Origin of the sequence: Streptomyces rimosus (assembly GCF_008704655.1) — a bacterium.
Lineage (GTDB): Bacteria > Actinomycetota > Actinomycetes > Streptomycetales > Streptomycetaceae > Streptomyces > Streptomyces rimosus.
The window spans coordinates 9,303,307-9,317,879 of record NZ_CP023688.1 but is presented as its reverse complement, the minus strand read 5'-3'; the positions used below and the strand labels follow the sequence as shown (position 1 = coordinate 9,317,879).

At 69.9% G+C, this 14,573-nt stretch carries 18 protein-coding genes and 2 pseudogenes; 9 read left to right on the top strand and 11 right to left on the bottom strand.

Annotated features, from left to right (window positions below; genetic code table 11):
* Positions 1-348: 348 nt before the first annotated feature.
* From CP984_RS40735 to CP984_RS40720, 4 genes are all read right to left on the bottom strand, one after another.
* The gene (locus CP984_RS40735; protein WP_003979291.1) at positions 349-780 is read right to left on the bottom strand and encodes a hypothetical protein; all 432 of its coding nucleotides are present in this window, start codon (positions 778-780) and stop codon (positions 349-351) included.
* Between the two features lie 163 nt (positions 781-943).
* Positions 944-1,426, bottom strand: coding sequence for a hypothetical protein (locus CP984_RS40730; RefSeq protein WP_003979290.1), 483 nt, complete (start codon positions 1,424-1,426; stop codon positions 944-946).
* Positions 1,427-2,812: 1,386 nt separating this feature from the next.
* On the bottom strand, positions 2,813-4,114 hold the full coding sequence (locus tag CP984_RS40725; RefSeq protein WP_151416131.1) for a hypothetical protein: 1,302 nt from the start codon (positions 4,112-4,114) through the stop codon (positions 2,813-2,815).
* 96 nt (positions 4,115-4,210) lie between these two features.
* Entirely contained in the window at positions 4,211-4,411 is a 201-nt protein-coding gene (locus CP984_RS40720) for a hypothetical protein (RefSeq protein WP_003979288.1), read from the bottom strand.
* Between the two features lie 323 nt (positions 4,412-4,734).
* Between CP984_RS40720 and CP984_RS40715 the strand changes: the two genes are divergently transcribed.
* Positions 4,735-5,319 carry a phosphatase PAP2 family protein gene (locus CP984_RS40715; RefSeq protein ID WP_003979287.1) on the top strand — a complete coding sequence of 195 codons (585 nt, stop codon included), beginning with the start codon at positions 4,735-4,737 and terminating at the stop codon, positions 5,317-5,319.
* A 50-nt stretch (positions 5,320-5,369) separates the two neighbouring features.
* On the opposite strand, the gene CP984_RS40710 is transcribed toward CP984_RS40715, so the two are convergent.
* The 5 genes from CP984_RS40710 to CP984_RS40690 form a co-directional block, all read right to left on the bottom strand.
* Positions 5,370-5,843 carry a hypothetical protein gene (locus CP984_RS40710; protein ID WP_003979286.1) on the bottom strand — a complete coding sequence of 158 codons (474 nt, stop codon included), beginning with the start codon at positions 5,841-5,843 and terminating at the stop codon, positions 5,370-5,372.
* A 138-nt stretch (positions 5,844-5,981) separates the two neighbouring features.
* Positions 5,982-6,317, bottom strand: a complete 336-nt coding sequence (locus CP984_RS40705) for a hypothetical protein (protein WP_003979284.1) — start codon at positions 6,315-6,317, stop codon at positions 5,982-5,984.
* A gap of 230 nt (positions 6,318-6,547) precedes the next feature.
* The gene (locus tag CP984_RS40700) at positions 6,548-6,970 is read right to left on the bottom strand and encodes an Hsp20/alpha crystallin family protein (RefSeq protein ID WP_003979283.1); all 423 of its coding nucleotides are present in this window, start codon (positions 6,968-6,970) and stop codon (positions 6,548-6,550) included.
* Between the two features lie 84 nt (positions 6,971-7,054).
* Positions 7,055-7,435, bottom strand: coding sequence for a hypothetical protein (locus CP984_RS40695; RefSeq protein ID WP_003979282.1), 381 nt, complete (start codon positions 7,433-7,435; stop codon positions 7,055-7,057).
* Positions 7,436-7,516: 81 nt separating this feature from the next.
* Entirely contained in the window at positions 7,517-8,104 is a 588-nt protein-coding gene (locus CP984_RS40690) for an HdeD family acid-resistance protein (RefSeq protein WP_003979281.1), read from the bottom strand.
* Between the two features lie 249 nt (positions 8,105-8,353).
* Between CP984_RS40690 and CP984_RS40685 the strand changes: the two genes are divergently transcribed.
* The 8 genes and pseudogenes from CP984_RS40685 (at position 8,354) to CP984_RS41720 (ending at position 13,154) form a co-directional block, all read left to right on the top strand.
* Positions 8,354-8,779, top strand: a complete 426-nt coding sequence (locus CP984_RS40685; protein WP_003979280.1) for an Hsp20/alpha crystallin family protein — start codon at positions 8,354-8,356, stop codon at positions 8,777-8,779.
* A gap of 38 nt (positions 8,780-8,817) precedes the next feature.
* A complete protein-coding gene (locus CP984_RS41725; RefSeq protein WP_156100318.1) occupies positions 8,818-8,979 on the top strand; it encodes a hypothetical protein in 162 nt (53 codons plus the stop codon).
* A gap of 719 nt (positions 8,980-9,698) precedes the next feature.
* Positions 9,699-10,046, top strand: coding sequence for a J domain-containing protein (locus CP984_RS40680; protein ID WP_003979279.1), 348 nt, complete (start codon positions 9,699-9,701; stop codon positions 10,044-10,046).
* A 62-nt stretch (positions 10,047-10,108) separates the two neighbouring features.
* Positions 10,109-11,995 (top strand): molecular chaperone DnaK, encoded by a 1,887-nt coding sequence (gene dnaK / locus CP984_RS40675; protein WP_003979278.1) that lies wholly within the window; start codon positions 10,109-10,111, stop codon positions 11,993-11,995.
* Between the two features lie 2 nt (positions 11,996-11,997).
* Complete coding sequence (grpE, locus tag CP984_RS40670) at positions 11,998-12,534, top strand: nucleotide exchange factor GrpE (RefSeq protein WP_003979277.1); 537 nt, start codon at positions 11,998-12,000, stop codon at positions 12,532-12,534.
* A 61-nt stretch (positions 12,535-12,595) separates the two neighbouring features.
* Positions 12,596-12,799: pseudogene (locus tag CP984_RS40665) on the top strand (GmrSD restriction endonuclease domain-containing protein); the annotation flags it as partial.
* A gap of 25 nt (positions 12,800-12,824) precedes the next feature.
* A pseudogene (locus CP984_RS43090) lies at positions 12,825-12,938 on the top strand (ribosome-inactivating family protein); the annotation flags it as partial.
* A gap of 18 nt (positions 12,939-12,956) precedes the next feature.
* On the top strand, positions 12,957-13,154 hold the full coding sequence (locus CP984_RS41720; RefSeq protein WP_003979274.1) for a KH domain-containing protein: 198 nt from the start codon (positions 12,957-12,959) through the stop codon (positions 13,152-13,154).
* Here the strand turns inward: CP984_RS41720 and CP984_RS41715 are convergent.
* Together CP984_RS41715 and CP984_RS40655 are read right to left on the bottom strand one after the other, a co-directional pair.
* A complete protein-coding gene (locus CP984_RS41715; protein ID WP_176564565.1) occupies positions 13,142-13,414 on the bottom strand; it encodes a hypothetical protein in 273 nt (90 codons plus the stop codon). The two genes, CP984_RS41720 and CP984_RS41715, sit on opposite strands and share 13 nt — an antisense overlap.
* A 174-nt stretch (positions 13,415-13,588) precedes the next feature.
* Entirely contained in the window at positions 13,589-14,503 is a 915-nt protein-coding gene (locus tag CP984_RS40655) for a LysR family transcriptional regulator (RefSeq protein ID WP_030183655.1), read from the bottom strand.
* Positions 14,504-14,573 lie beyond the last annotated feature (70 nt).

The following is a 14,573-nucleotide window of genomic DNA, read 5'->3' as shown; positions in this document are numbered from 1 at the left end:
TCGGTACGGCCCCGGCAGAATGAGACGGCTGGTCTATGCAGCCATGACCTCTTCGCATCCTCCATTATCGAACGGCTCGGTCCGGAGGCGGGTCGGAACCGCCGCTGTCTCCTTCTGCTGCTGGCTACTTTGTATGCGGGCGAGCAGTTTCTGGTGCGCCCTGGCCCATTTGTTGTCCGTTGTTTGCTGAGCCACCTGGTATGAGCGGCGGTGGCCTACGCGATGTCCACCGCACGCTCCAGACCTCAGCGGTCCGCGGCGCCAGCGGACCGCCTGACGCAGGCTTATCAGAGCCTCCTGGCTGTCACATACGACGACCACCGGCTCCTTCCGTGCCGGTTTGCCTGGTCAGGACCGGAAGTGTGAACGTCCGCCGTGAGTCCTGCTCGTTGTGCGCCTTTCCATTTGTCTGACCCCCAAGTTGACCAAGGCGACAAGCAATGCGGCCAGCAACGCTGGGAGCCACGGGTGATGTACCCGCAGACCAGGAGTGACATATTCGGTGAACAAGACGGCGAGGAATGTCGTCGCCACAGAAAGCGCGGCCTCCGTCACCTTTTTGGTTCGCGATGCGACGCTGGTGAGCCGTAGACCCCAGCGCAGCGGGCAGGCGAACAGCGCTGCCAGAGCGTTGCACGGCAGGAACAGCGCCACACCCCAGAACAGGGTTCCGATTCCGTCGGCTTCCACCAGGCGGAGCGACGCGGCGGTGACGGCAAGGAGGCCGAGCAGCACAGCCGCGAGGACAGCGGTGATGACCCCGAGGGCCAGGCCGGTCATGCCGAAAGCGGCCAGCGCTTTCTCCCCCCCGGGAGAGGGACGTCCAGGTGCTTTCGTCGTCGGGCTGGTGGTTGTCGTCCACCGCGCACTCCTTCCTGCGCCCAGACAGCTGCGGGTGGCACCCCGCGTCAGAAGAAGGGTGCCACCGGAGAGAATCTCCTGATCACACGGCGATCAGCATGATGGCCTTGGCGAGGTCGGCGGCGAGGTCGGCCGGCGCGCCGGCGTGCACCATGGCCACGGCGAGTGCGGTCTCGCTCCAACCTTCGACATCCTCGATCGCGTTGGCGATCTTTGCGCCATTGCGGGCGAGGAAGTCACCGGCCTTCTTGCTGACCTTGCCGACGATCTTCCCGGCCCAGACGCCGCCGTGCCACAGCCCGGCGACGATCAGCTTGCGGATGACCGTTCCCGAGCCGAGGATGCGCTCCTGGGCCTTCGGGTCCTCGAGTTGCTTGACGTACTGCTCGAACTCCCGGATCTGGTTCTTGTCCGCGCCGTCAGCCCGCATGCGGGAGACGAGGTCACGTACGTCGTCAGCGGTCGGGCGCAGCGGTTCAGCGGTCTGCGAAGCGGTCTTCGCCTCACGGTGCGCTTCGACGGCACTGGCAGCCGGCGCGGCGACGCCCAAGGCGACGGCGATCACGGCAGTGGCAGCGGCTATGCGGATATGGTTCTGTTCTCGTACGTTTTCCCTTGCAGACGGGGGAAGAGGGCACACAGGACCGCCGGAAGGTGTGGAAACTCAACGGACCTGAGTCTTCTTCCCCTTGGACATTTCGAAGCCCGCGGCGTAGCTATCGCCGCACTGGCTCGAACTGACGCTAACTCAGTTTCCAGCCAAGCTCCCAGGCCCAAAGTCCCGAAAAGCGGCCCCAAGATCATGGCCCATTCAGCATGTTTCACACACCCAGCCAAGTGGTAGTTCACGGCCTCTTGGGGTGGGGTGCTCTGATCGGTCCCCGCGACTTCTGAAGGGCCTGCAGCACATTCTGCGGTTCCTCCCACAGGGCGCGGGTGGACTGGAGAGGGTGGCGTCCGGGTGGCGTCCGGCAGGTAGCCGGTCTCGGTGACCGCGCCCATGATGGTCAGCCGTACGGCCAGGCGCTGCCACCCGGCCCGGTAGGAGGCGCGGCGGACCCGGCCCTCCATCTTCGGCGGCACCCGACGGCCCGTGCAGAAGAACGTCGCGTCCGTGCAGGGGATGCCGTCCAGGTCCCGGCCGGACAGGAACAATCCGACGCCGAACGCCAGCGTGCCAGCGGTCTCGTCCACCTGCTTGTCGAAATTGCTCTACATTATGCGTGATGCCTTTCGCTGTACCTTCTGGCATCTCACCCCCGGCAGCGGACAGCGAACGTAAACCAGCCCATCTGTGCATGAGAACAGCAAATGCCGCCACCGAGGACCCGCTCAAGCAGTGAGCGATGGTGCAGGCTGAGGACGCGACACAAATCTCGCGGCGGCAGCCAGGCCCGCCAGGGTCGGGTGCCCACCGGTCTTCACCCCGTCGGAGACCGGGCAATGCGACCCGTACGCCCCGGCCGGCCTCTTCCTCCGGCCGCTCGAACCGCTCCGGATGCAGCACACGCGCGGGCCGGGACCCGGGCTTCCTGGGCGCGGACGCCGAATCGGGGCCGGGGTAAGCGGGAGCGCAGTACGGCTACGGCTCGTCCCGCAACCACAGCAGCGGACCGCCGGCCGAGCTGCCCTCCGGCCGCGGGTCACCTGCTCGGGGATGTAGCCGGCTTGCTTTTCGGCGGGAGCGATCGGCCTGAGGGAAAGACCGCCTCCACATCGCCGGGGCGCGACGGGGCGTACGAACCGTTACGGGACGCGTGGGCCGCCGTACGGGGCGCGCCGATCGCCGGCATCCGCAACACGACTCGATGACCTGGTCGTCCGTGAAGAACAGCGCTGGCGCCCGGGAAGAGCGGGCTTCCACGCGCCGGTATCCGCTCTGCGACGTGGAGTCGGCAGACCGGAGAACCGGGCGAGGGCGTCGTCGGCCTCGTACGGAGCGGGCCGGCTCTCAGCGTGCCGTGCGGCGGCGCCACAGCACGAAACCCACGCCGGCCGTTGCCGCCGCTCCCGCTCCCGCGCCGGCGAGCACGGCCGGGTGTCCGGAGTCGTCCTTGTCCGGCTTGTCCGGGGCGGCGGCGGTCTTGTTCTTGCCTGTGGTGCCGGGGGTACCAGTGGTGCTCTTGGTTCCAGTGGTGCTTCCGGTGCCTGGGCCACTGGTGCTTCCGGTGCCGGTATCTGTGCCGGTGCCCGTGACGACGACCTGGCTGGTCTTCTTCACGCGTCCGTGGTGGCTGACCACGGTGACCGGGTACGAGCCGGGAGCCAGGTCCGGGCGGATGCGCGCGGGGGCGTAGTAGCGCGGTTCATCACCGTCGGCCGCCTTGCTGTCATCGCGCTCCAGCCGCACCGGGCGCTGGAAGGCGGGAGAGGTGGCGGTCAGCGTCGTCTCCTCGCCCGCGTCGGGGAACTCGTCCTTCCACAGCACGTTGAACGTTCCGCCGGGCTGGGTGCGGTAATGATTCTTCGCCTCATCGGCGCTGCCGGAGCGGCCGAAGAAGAACGGGCCGCGCGCATTGCCGCGGTAGTCGTGGTCGCCGGGCCGCGACGCGCGCACCGTGATCCGCTTCCGTGCGAGCACGTGTCCGGAGGGAGCATGCAGCGTAACCGTATAAACGCCGTCCTTCGCCCGCCGGGAGACCGCCGGAACGGCGTCGAACAAACGCGGGTTGTTCCAGTCCGGCCCGTCGGGGTCATGGGTGAGCGTGACCGGTTTGTCGAACGCCGCGGAACGCACGGTGAAGGTGCGACCGGTCTCGCCGGGGTAGAGGTCGTCATAGGACACCCCGAGCTGTTCGCCGGGGCGCTGCGGCGAGCCGGGGGTCTGAGAGACAGAGAACTCCGGCCGCTTGGCGGGCACCACCTGGACGGTGCTCTTGGCCACCGTCCGGCCGTCCAACGCGATGCGCACCGGATAACGGCCCGGGCGCGCAGACATCGCGACGGCGGCCCTGGCCAGCAGACTGTGATCCCCCGCGACGCCCGTCGAGTACTCGGTGAGCCGGGCGGGCCCGGCGAAGGCCGGGGAGGAGGCGATGACCTTCTGCCGGGCGTTCAGACGTCCCAGACCGTCCACGGTGACCTGGAGCAGCCCGCCCGGCCGCTGGCCCATGTCGTCGACCCATACGGTCACCTGCCGCCGGCCACCGTCGGCCGCGGCGGGCGCAGCCACCGCGCCCCCGTACAGCACGGCCCCGGCCGTCACCGTCACCAGCATCCGTCTACCGTTCACGGCACCCCCTTCCAGCAGCAAGAGGGGGAAAACCGCCCTACGGTTGTCCGCACACGCGATATTCGTGCGGGCCGACCCGTGACGCCGCGCGCCGCGGTCCTGAGCGGAGGCGCGCCCCTACAGGCCCGTGATTTGGAAGAAGAGGCCGCTGAAGGACTGCTCGGCCGCCTGGAGCGGGGCGCCGGTCGGACAGCGGTCGGCTTCGGGCTCGTCCAGGAGGCTGATGTCCTGGACGCCGACATCGACCAGGGTGCCGACTCGCGGCTCAGCGTCCGTTGCCTTCTCACGCCGGTGTCCTGATGGCGGGGGCTCTGGCATGCGCTTACGTCGGGCTGTGTGGCGCAGCGGGTGCAAGGCACCCGGAACACGAACTGCAAAGGCGCAGGACCTTTCGCGTGAGTCGGCACCTTCCCCCCGGTCAGCGAACGATGGTGGACCGGCCCGTCTCCAGGTCCAGGGTCGCTACGGGCTGACGGCGATCGTGCTGACAAGCGGCGGCGCAGCCGCATCAGGTGTCTGCGCCGCAGCACCAGCGGCTCTCCCGGATACGAGGATGCCCCCGGTGGCCGCGCAGGGAGCACCACCCCGCCACTATTAGGCACACAAGTGCAGGACCTGCTCAACACCGCGGAGACAAATGTATGACGACCACCGCTTCGACCACGACGGCCGCGCGCGCCGTGACCGACACGCTTCAGCCCCGCAACGTCCTCGTGGCGGGCATGTCGGGCATCGGCTGGGCGGCCGCGGGCGACTGGACCGGCCTGCCGTGGGGCCTGCTCGGCGCGCTGTGCGCCGGTATCGTCCCGGCCGGGTACATCGAGTGGCAGCGCAAGCGCGGTACCTGGGGTGACCGGCACGTCGTCGACCGTACGAAGCGCGGCCCCATCTTCCTGGTGATCCTGACGTCCGTCGGGCTCGGGGCGCTCGTCATGGTCCTCGGCCACGCCCCAACCGGCATCCTCGTCGCCATGCTCGCCCTGTGGGCCATGACCGTGGTCCTCCTGGCCGTCAACACGGTCTGGAAGATCTCCGTGGACTCCGCCGTAGCCTCCGCGGTCCCCGCCCTGCTCGCCGTCGTGCACTCCCCCTGGTGGCTACTGGCCTACCTGCTCACCCTCGCGGTGTGCTGGTCCCGGGTCACGCTGGCCTACCACACCATCGCACAGACCGTAGCCGGCGCGTCCTGCGGCGCCATCACCGCCGCCGCGTTCCTCCTGGCCTGACCCGGCAGACAACAGCGCCCCGGACCTCCCGGCCCGGGGCGCCATGGCGTTCAGGCCGTGCCCATGTGGAACTGGGGTTCGACTACCTCCTGGCGCTGCAGACGGGTGGCGGCGCCGCGGCCGCCGGGCGGGCGGACGCGGACCCGGAGTTGGCGTTCGTCCTGCTGCGGCTGGCCGAGGACATCATCTGGGTCGCCACGGCCGTGGACCGCGGCATGCCCGCCTTCGGCGGCGCGGTGGGCGGCGCCGCGTTTGCCGGGCAGGCTGTTGCAGCCGGAGCCCGAGTAGCACGGCACACCGAACGGCTCGGCGACGGCCGCCAGCTGCGGCACCATGCCCGCGGTCTCGCAGAACAGCTCGATGCGAGCCGGCTGGCCCGCCTGACGGTCCAGCCGGTAGGCGCGGGCCGCCTCGAGCTGCGCCTGCTGGAAGTCGACGACACTGGTGAAGGCGACCGGCTCGGCGGCGGTCTCAGTGTCGTCGCGGATCGCGTTCCAAGGGATCCGGCCGGAGCGGCGAGCCATGCCGCACAGCTCGACCAGTCCGCTTGTAGGTGCGCTCCTGCTTGGCCAGGACGTCGTCCGAGACAAGCGCGTAACAGATCTGGCGGGTCGTGAGCAGCAGGTGGGCGGCGTAGCGGGCGAGCACCCGCTCCACCGCCGTCAGCAGCTGACCGGCGGGGCGCCTGGCAGGCCGCCGACGGTGCCCGGCAGCTGACCGCGGGCCCCGCCGCCTTGTGGGTGCAGCAGGCCGGTGAGCTGTGGGCACAGTGCGGCCGGCAGCGGCAGGCTCACCCCGACAGCCTGCAGGGCGCCGCGGGTGAGGGGCAGGCCGAGCGCGATGGCCTGGGTGGCCGGGCTGGTGCCGGTGACGCCGAGGACGGCGATGTCCAGGGTGTGGCGCCGTTTCCACTTGAGCCAGCCGGAGGCCGTACGGCCGGCAGCGTACGGACGCTCCGGCTTGTACACGATGCCCTCGACCCCGCCGAGCGCGCCCACTCAGCCCATCGCCTCGCCGAGGTCGGCGGTCGCCGGCACCGGGCGGCTCTGCGGCGGCCCGCCTTCCAGTAGCTCCAGCAACTTCCCGCGGCTCCCCGTACAGGCTCGGACGGCAGTCCCTATGCTCACCGCGCGCTCACAACAGCGCAGGCGACCGCTGGGGGTCCCGGACAGCGACAGGGCCCCGGGCCATGGCCGGCCCGGGGCCCTGCGGACGTGGCTTGCCGCCGTCAGCTGCCCAGTTCCTTGCGGTCACCGCCGCCGCTGATGGCGATCTTGCGCGGCTTGGCCTGCTCGGTGACCGGGACCCGCAGCTTCAGCACGCCCGCCTCGTAGGAGGCTTCGATCTTCCCGGTGTCGAGGGTCTCACCGAGGAACAGCTGCCGGCTGAACGTCCCCACGGGACGCTCGGTGATCACCGTCTCGGTGTTCTCGCCGTACGTCGGCTTGCGTTCGGCCTTCACGGTCAGGACGTTTCGCTCGACATCGAGATCGATGGACTCCGGGTCCACACCGGGCAGTTCCAGCTCCACGAAGAAGCCGTCTCCCTCGCGCCAGGCATCCAGAGGCATGCTGGCCGGGCGCGCGGCCGTACCCCAGACGCGCTCGACGAGCCGGTCGAGCTCGCGGAAGGGATCCGTACGCATCAGCATGTCTCGTCCCTCCTTCGACATCGTCCCGCATAGTGCGTTCTACTTCTTACATACCCCGCCAGAGGAAAGTTGACAAGGCCCGACTCAGCCTCGTGCCGCCCTGGTGGCCTGTCGCAGCCAGGCCGCATCACCTTCGGGGTCCGGTGTCGAAACCGCCAGACGGGCATAGGGGGCGTCGGGGCCGGAGGCCGATCCCACGAGCACCGGCCCCTGCGTGCGCAGGGCGACGAAGTCCCGGCCGTGGACCTGCTCCAGCTCGCCCACACACCAGCGTCCCGGGCGGAAGCGGTAACCGCGCCCGGGGCGCGGGCGCACCGCCCGCCACCAGTGCGGCTCCACGCGGATCTCACCCACCGAAGCCAGCGGCAGGCGCACGGTGGCGCGCCGCGCCGCGAGCGCCCACCGCCAGGGCAGGCGCACCACCAGATCGCCGTCCTTGACGTACAGCCGTGTCACGATGCTCACCCGCCTTGCGAACTTTCCCTCGGCGCACCGCAGGCGGCGGCCCGCGGTGCGCCGTGACGGGACGTACGAGGGCCGGAGTCGTCAGTGGGCCACGCGGGCCCCGGAGGCGGGCCGCCTCCACGACCGGTGCTCGCGCCCGGTGTGCGCGCGGTGCTCACGCCAGGCCGAGGCCAGCCACACACCGCCCGCGACCAGCGCGTAGACCCCCAGAACCAGAGAGATGACCACCGCGCCGGCATCCGGGCGCAGCCACAGCAGCACACCCGCCACCACCGACACCACGGCGGAGGCGAGCCACAGCCACGCGTGCCGCAGCTCCCCCCGCATCCGGAGGGCGGCCCACAGTTCGAGGCAGCCCGTGACAACGGCCCAGGCGCCTGCCATGACCACCAGCGCCAATGCCGTCAGGCCCGGCCACAGGGAAGTCACCATCGCGGTCACCACGCTCAGCGCACCGGCTGCCGCACAAGCCAGGGCGGACCAGCGCTCACCGCGATTCCGCCAGGACGCGCCCAGGAGTATCACCCCGTCCACCAGCGCGTACGCGCCGAATGCCAAGGCCAGGGCCAGCACCGTCAGCTGCGGCCAGAGCAGCGCCAGCACACCGAACACGACCGCGGCGGCCCCGCGGGCCCCCAGCAGCCAGACAGCCTTCGTTCCTTCCGCCACCAACGGCCTCCCTTCCAACTCCCTGCGTCGGCAGCCCCGAACCCGCCTGCGGAGAGGCGCGGCCGTCGACGCGACCGAGTGACACGACCGTCATACAAATTGAGTCTCCTGCTGTCAACTTGCTCCAGTCCAGCCTTGTCAAGAGATCTGCGGTGAGTTACATAGATACGTGGCTGGGCAAGTGGCTCAGGCGGCAAGCGCCGCCACTTGCGACGGCTGTGACATCTGAAGCGAAAGGAGAACAGGGGAATGCTTGCGCGCAACGGCGCCCCGGACGGTCTCGACCGGCTGGTGCACCAGCTCGCACACACCGCCACGACCTCGGCGGGCGCCGTCATCCCGGCGGATGTCTGGCGCGACGACGAGGCGCTCTACCTACAGTTCGACCTGCCGGGCATGGACCGCTCCAGCATCGAACTGGCCACGGAAGGCAACACTCTGACCCTCCGTGCTGAGCGCCCCTCGCCGGTCCCGGCCGACGCCCGGGCCGTGCTCACCGAGCGTCCCACTGGCCAGTTCGCCCGGCGCCTGCCCCTGTCCGACGCCCTGGACACCGCCGCCGCCGAAGCGGCCTACGACAACGGCGTGCTCACCTTGCGCATCCCGCTGGCCGCACACGCCAAACCCCGCAAGATCACCGTCTCCCGCAGCACGCCCAAGCAGCTCACGGCCTGAGAAGCCGCCCGTCCCGCCCCACCGAAGGAGGTTGAACCGTGAGCGCCCTGCTGTGGCTGCTCATCCCACTGACCACCGGCATCGCCGCCAGCGCCTGGGCCTGGAACGCCGGACGCAGCAACCCCGGCCCGCCCGACCGCGACATCTTCGAGGACCTCGACCACCACCAGCGGCTGCGGACCGCCCTCGGCAACCACTGACCGCCGCCGCCGTCCCTGCCCGACCATGCCGCCACAACCCACCACCACGAACAGCGGCTTGGCCTCGATGGGCGATGCGCCCACAACGCAACAAACATGCCGGCCCGACCGTCCTCGCTGGACAGGTGGGGCCGGTTTTCGCAGAGTTGAAAGGTCCAGGGCCGCACTGCGAGCCGACCTGCGTCCGATGGCGCGCTTCGACTGCTCGGGACAGGAAATTCCGCCGGAAACCCGCTGGCGGGCGGTGCGGTCTCCAGATCCTCGAACTCACCGAAGGGGGTCCAGTTTCCGAGGACGTCGCCTGGGCCGCGGCCAGGAAAATCGGCGTCCGCACAACGACAGCAGGTCTGGCCTGGACAGCCTCGGCGACGGTGGCGGGATCGACGCCGGGCAGGTCGAAGTGAACGACCGGGCTGCCGTCGTCCCGGTGCGCGTCGAGCGGCATGGCGGCCGGTCCGGCGGCTGTGCCGAGTACCTGCCGGCGAGCCGGTCGAGCCCTGGAAGGCTTCCGCGCGAAGGATCCGCACGAAGGAGGGGCATCGTCGTACATATTTCGTCCGATCGGTTCCGTCCGTCCGGGCCCGGGAGCCCGGTGCGCCTTCTCCTTGCGCCTGCTCCACAGACCGCGGCCTTGACAAGGTACCGCTCAAGTTTTATCTCTATCGATAGGCAAGTCTGTCCGAACTCGCAGCTCGCGGCTGGTGAGGAGGCGACGTGAAGTGCGGGATCAGCACCGGACGACGGACTTGTACGCGATCCTCGGAGTGCGCCCCTCGGCCACGACCGAGATGATCACCTCCGCTTTCCGTGCCCGCGTGCGGGAACTGCGTCCCGACACGCGTGTCGACACCGACACGGCGGAGCGGTACGGCCGGCTGCGCGCCGCCTACGACACCCTCCGCGACCCCGGGCTGCGCGCCGCCTACGACCGCGAGCACACCGTGCCCACCCCGAACCCGGCCCCGGCCCGCCCGGTGCACCGGGTCGCGGCAGTCCGGGTGGACGGTGGTGTACCGCCCGAGCCGCCGCTGCGAGTGGGACCGGTCCGATGGGAGCGGAGAGCCTGAAGCGGACGCCGTCCGGATCCGCGAGCCCGGCAGTTTCCGGCAACCGTGAGGAGGAGAACAAGATGGCGCGCTCGGTCGGCATCGACCTCGGCACCACCAACTCGGTCGTCTCGGTCCTCGAAGGCGGCGAGCCCACCGTGATCACCAACACGGAGGGGGCCCGGACGACACCGTCGGTCGTGGCCTTCGCCAAGAGCGGTGACGTACTGGTGGGCGAGGTCGCGAAACGGCAGGCCGTCACGAACGTCGAGCGCACCGCGCGCTCCGTGAAGCGGCACATGGGGGACCACGGCTGGCGGTTCCCGGACAGCGGCGACATCGACGGCCGGCGGTACACCGCGCAGGAGCTTTCCGCGCGCGTCCTGCAGAAGCTCAAGCGGGACGCGGAGGCGTACCTGGGCGAGGACGTCACCGACGCCGTCGTCACCGTCCCCGCCTACTTCGACGACACCCAGCGGCAGGCCACCAAGGAGGCCGGTGAGATCGCCGGCCTGAACGTCCTGCGGATCATCAACGAGCCGACGGCGGCGGCGCTGGCGTACGGGCTGGACAAGGAGAGCGATCAGACGGTGCTGGTCTTCGACCTCGGCGGCGGCACCTTCGACGTCTCGCTCCTCGAAATGGGCGAGGGCGTCATCGAGGTGAAGGCCACCAACGGTGACACCCACCTGGGCGGCGACGACTGGGACCAGCGGATCGTCGACCATCTCGTCAAGCAGTTCAAGAACGGGTACGGCGTCGACCTGTCCAAGGACAAGATGGCCGTACAACGACTGCGCGAGGCCGCGGAGAAGGCGAAGATCGAACTGTCCTCGTCCACCGAGACGACGATCAACCTCCCCTACATCACCGCATCCACCGAGGGCCCACTGCACCTGGACGAGAAGCTCACCCGCGCGCAGTTCCAGCAGCTGACGGCCGATCTGCTGGAACGCTGCAAGGGGCCCTTCCACAACGCGGTCAAGGACGCGGGCATCAAGGTGTCCGACATCAACCACGTGATTCTGGTGGGCGGTTCGACGCGGATGCCGGCCGTCACGGACCTGGTGAAGGAACTCACGGGCAAGGACCCCCATAAGGGCGTCAACCCGGACGAGGTCGTGGCAGTCGGCGCGTCGCTCCAGGCCGGCGTCCTCAGGGGTGAGGTCAAGGACGTCCTCCTGCTCGACGTCACCCCGCTGTCCCTCGGCATCGAGACCAAGGGCGGCATCATGACCAAGCTCATCGAGCGCAACACGACAATCCCGACCAAGCGCTCGGAGACCTTCACCACCGCCGAGGACAACCAGCCCTCCGTGGCCGTGCAGGTCTACCAGGGCGAACGGGAGATCGCCGCCTACAACAAGAAACTCGGCATGTTCGAGCTGACCGGCATCGCCCCGGCCCCGCGCGGCGTGCCGCAGATCGAGGTCACCTTCGACATCGACGCGAACGGCATCATGCACGTCTCGGCGAAGGACCTCGGCACCGGCAGGGAGCAGAAGATGACCGTCACCGGCGGCTCGGCGCTGCCCAAGGACGACATCGACCGCATGGTCCGGGAGGCGGAGCAGCACGCCGAGGAGGACCGCAGGCGGCGCGAGGCGGCCGAGACCCGTAACCAGGCCGAACAGCTCGTCTACCAGACCGAGAAGCTCATCGCGGACAACACCGACAAGATTCCCACGGACGCGCGGAGCGAGACCGAGACGGCCCTCGCCACCTTGAAGGAACGGCTGAAGGACGAGAAGGCGGACACGGCGTCGGTCCGGCAGGCCATGGACCGCGCCGCACAGTCGGCCCAGAAGATCGGCACGGCGCTGTACGAGCGGTCGCGCGCCGAGACCGCGGGCACGTCCGGGGCGCCCGGCGGCTCCGACGCTTCCGGCGGTTCCGGAGGGCCCGGCGGTTCCGACAACGAGGTGGTGGACGCCGAAATCGTCGACGAGGACCGGCCGGAAGCGAGGTAACCATGGGCAACGGCCGACCGCGCACGGAGAACACCGAACTGCAGCGCCTGCTGGAGGAGCGCACGGCGGATCTCCAGCGGGTGAAGGCCGAATACGACAACTACCGCAAGCGGGTGCGGCGGGACCGGCTGGCCGTGCGCGAGGCCGCCGTGGCCAATGTGCTGACCGCCTTGTTGCCGGTACTGGACGCCGTGGACCGCGCGTGCGAGCACGAGCCCGTGACGCCGGGCCTCAAGGACATCACCGGCACGCTGGAGACCCAGCTCGCGACGCTCGGAATGCAGGAAGTCGGCGAGGAGGGAGAGAAGTTCAACCCCACCCGGCACGAAGCCGTGACCCACCACCTCGACACCACGGCCAGGCACCCGACCTGTACGAAGGTGCTGCGCCCCGGCTACCGGCTCGGTGACCGTCTGCTGCGTCCGGCGTACGTGGAGGTCACCGGGCCACCCCCGCCCGACGGGCAGCCGGCCCGGAACGAACCACGGGTGGCCGACAGTCGGGCTGAGAGACGGAACATTCCACGCCTTCACCGCTGACGCCGGGTTGGTCAGCGGCGCTACGCGTCGGGTTTGTGGTGGTCGGCGCCCGGAGATCGGGCCGAAGTGCACGGTCCTCACCGGCCGCTGGTACTCGTACGACGACGTGACCGTGACGAACCCCAAGGGCCTGGACATCGATCACATGGTGCCGCTCACGGAGGCGTGGGGCTCCGGGGCCTCGCGGTGGACCGCGGCGCGCCGCGAGGCGTACGCCAACGGCCTCGGCGCCGAACGCTCCCTAGTCGCGGTCACCGCGAAGACCAAACTGGCATGAGGCGCGGCCCGAGATCGCTTACATCATCGGCGCCACCGCCGAAGCCGCCCGCTTCGGTTGGATCGAGAACCGCATCGCCCGGAGCATCGGCGCGGGCAGCGACAACGGCGGGCAGGGCTACTACGCCAACATCGGTGGGTTCGGCGTGGATCTGGAGAACAACTGGTCGCGCCTGTCGCACATCGTGCACCAGGGTATGCGCAACGAGACCGTTCCCCGCGCACAGCACGCCCTGATCAACGGACGCCGCTACGCGAACCTCCAGGAAATCCAGTACGGCACTGTGCAGGACAACCGCAACGGTCCCGGCCTCACCCCCCTCCTCGCCCTCTACGGCGCCTGACGCCGCCCGGCGGGGGCGCGGCCCGCCGCGCCCCTGACCGGCGTCGGCCCACCCGACCGCGGAGTGCGACGGCTGGGCCGGCGCCCGGCCACCTTTCGGACAAGGAGCACACCGAGACATCCATGCTCGCGCTGCACCTGCTCCAGTCCGCGCTCGTGCACGTCGACACACTGCTGCCCCAGCAGGTCCTGGTCGAAGTGGGCGAAGAAGCTCACGCCCGAGGACCGGCGCGGCCTGACCGCGCTGTTCTGGTCGAACATCAACCCGTACGGTACCTTCCGCCTCGACATGGACAAGCGCCTCGAACTCCCTCTGCCCGCCTCTGTGCCCGGTCCTCGCCGCGCGGCCGGTGACGCAGCCCGTAGGACGGGCCCGGCCTCATGACGGCTTGGGCGAGCCACGCGAGCTCGTCGAGGACGAGCTGAACGACCATCTCAGAGGGCGGTACGTGTCGTCCCGGTCGCCAGCGCGCACGCGCGCGCGTACTCCTGCACCAGCGGGCGGCGGTCGTCGGCGCGCCAGGCCAGGGCGAAGCGGCTGGGCGCGATGCCGCTCACCGCACGGGCGACGACTCCGCCGAGGGTGATCAGCGGCGTGTTCCCGGCTGCCAGCAGGACCACGCCGAGACCCGCGACGAGTGCCTCGTACGTCTCCTCGGTACTTGCCACCTCCGCGCCGATGCGCACCGGCCTCCCGCCGCGGGCGTCGGTGGCGAGCCAGTAGTCGCGCAGCGGCCCGGCGCTGCCGGGCAGGGCGAGGAACGGCTCATCCAGCAGGTCGGTGAAGTCGATGATCTCTCTGTCGGCGAGCGGGTGAGTATCGGGCATGGCGAACAGGCGCGGTTCCTCGGCGACCACCACCCACCGGTAACGCTCGGGATCGGGCAGCGGCAGCCAGACGAACGCCGCGTCGCACGTGCCGTCGGCGAGCCCGGCGGTCGAGTCGTGCCAGGGGACCTGGCGAAGTCTGAGGCGGGCGTCGGGGCGCGCGGCGGTGAAGCGGGAGCGGATCGCCGGCAGCACACCCCCGCGGCCCGGACTGGTGCTCATCCCCACGACGAGGACGGCAGCCTGGTCGGCCACGGCCCGGGCGACCGCTTCCTGGGCCGCCTCCCACTCGGCGAGTATGCGCTGAGCGTGGGGCAGCAGCGCAGCGCCGACCGTGCTCAGGCGTACCTCGCGCCGGTCACGCTCGAACAATGCCGCCCCCAACCGTTTCTCCAGCATCCTGATCTGCTTGCTCAGCGCGGGCTGCGAGACGTACAGCCGCTCGGCCGCGCGCGTGAAGTGCAGCTCCTCGGCCACTGCGGCGAAGTACCGCAGGTCCCGTCCGTGAACGTCCATAACCATCGGTTATCACAGTGAATCTTGGACGGGCAACTGGTGCGCCTTGCAGGGTGGTTCACATGAGCCGCTGAGA

Bases quoted from the DNA above. Each gene is read 5' to 3' on its own strand.
- dnaK (WP_003979278.1), top strand. From the start codon at position 10,109: ATGGCGCGCTCGGTCGGCATCGACCTCGGCACCACCAACTCGGTCGTC.
- CP984_RS40715 (WP_003979287.1), top strand. From the start codon at position 4,735: ATGACGACCACCGCTTCGACCACGACGGCCGCGCGCGCCGTGACCGAC.
- CP984_RS40710 (WP_003979286.1), bottom strand. From the start codon at position 5,843: ATGGCTCGCCGCTCCGGCCGGATCCCTTGGAACGCGATCCGCGACGAC.
- CP984_RS40735 (WP_003979291.1), bottom strand. From the start codon at position 780: ATGACCGGCCTGGCCCTCGGGGTCATCACCGCTGTCCTCGCGGCTGTG.
- CP984_RS40720 (WP_003979288.1), bottom strand. From the start codon at position 4,411: ATGCCAGAGCCCCCGCCATCAGGACACCGGCGTGAGAAGGCAACGGAC.
- CP984_RS40655 (WP_030183655.1), bottom strand. From the start codon at position 14,503: ATGGTTATGGACGTTCACGGACGGGACCTGCGGTACTTCGCCGCAGTG.
- CP984_RS40685 (WP_003979280.1), top strand. From the start codon at position 8,354: ATGCTTGCGCGCAACGGCGCCCCGGACGGTCTCGACCGGCTGGTGCAC.
- CP984_RS41715 (WP_176564565.1), bottom strand. From the start codon at position 13,414: ATGTTCGACCAGAACAGCGCGGTCAGGCCGCGCCGGTCCTCGGGCGTG.
- grpE (WP_003979277.1), top strand. From the start codon at position 11,998: ATGGGCAACGGCCGACCGCGCACGGAGAACACCGAACTGCAGCGCCTG.
- CP984_RS40700 (WP_003979283.1), bottom strand. From the start codon at position 6,970: ATGCTGATGCGTACGGATCCCTTCCGCGAGCTCGACCGGCTCGTCGAG.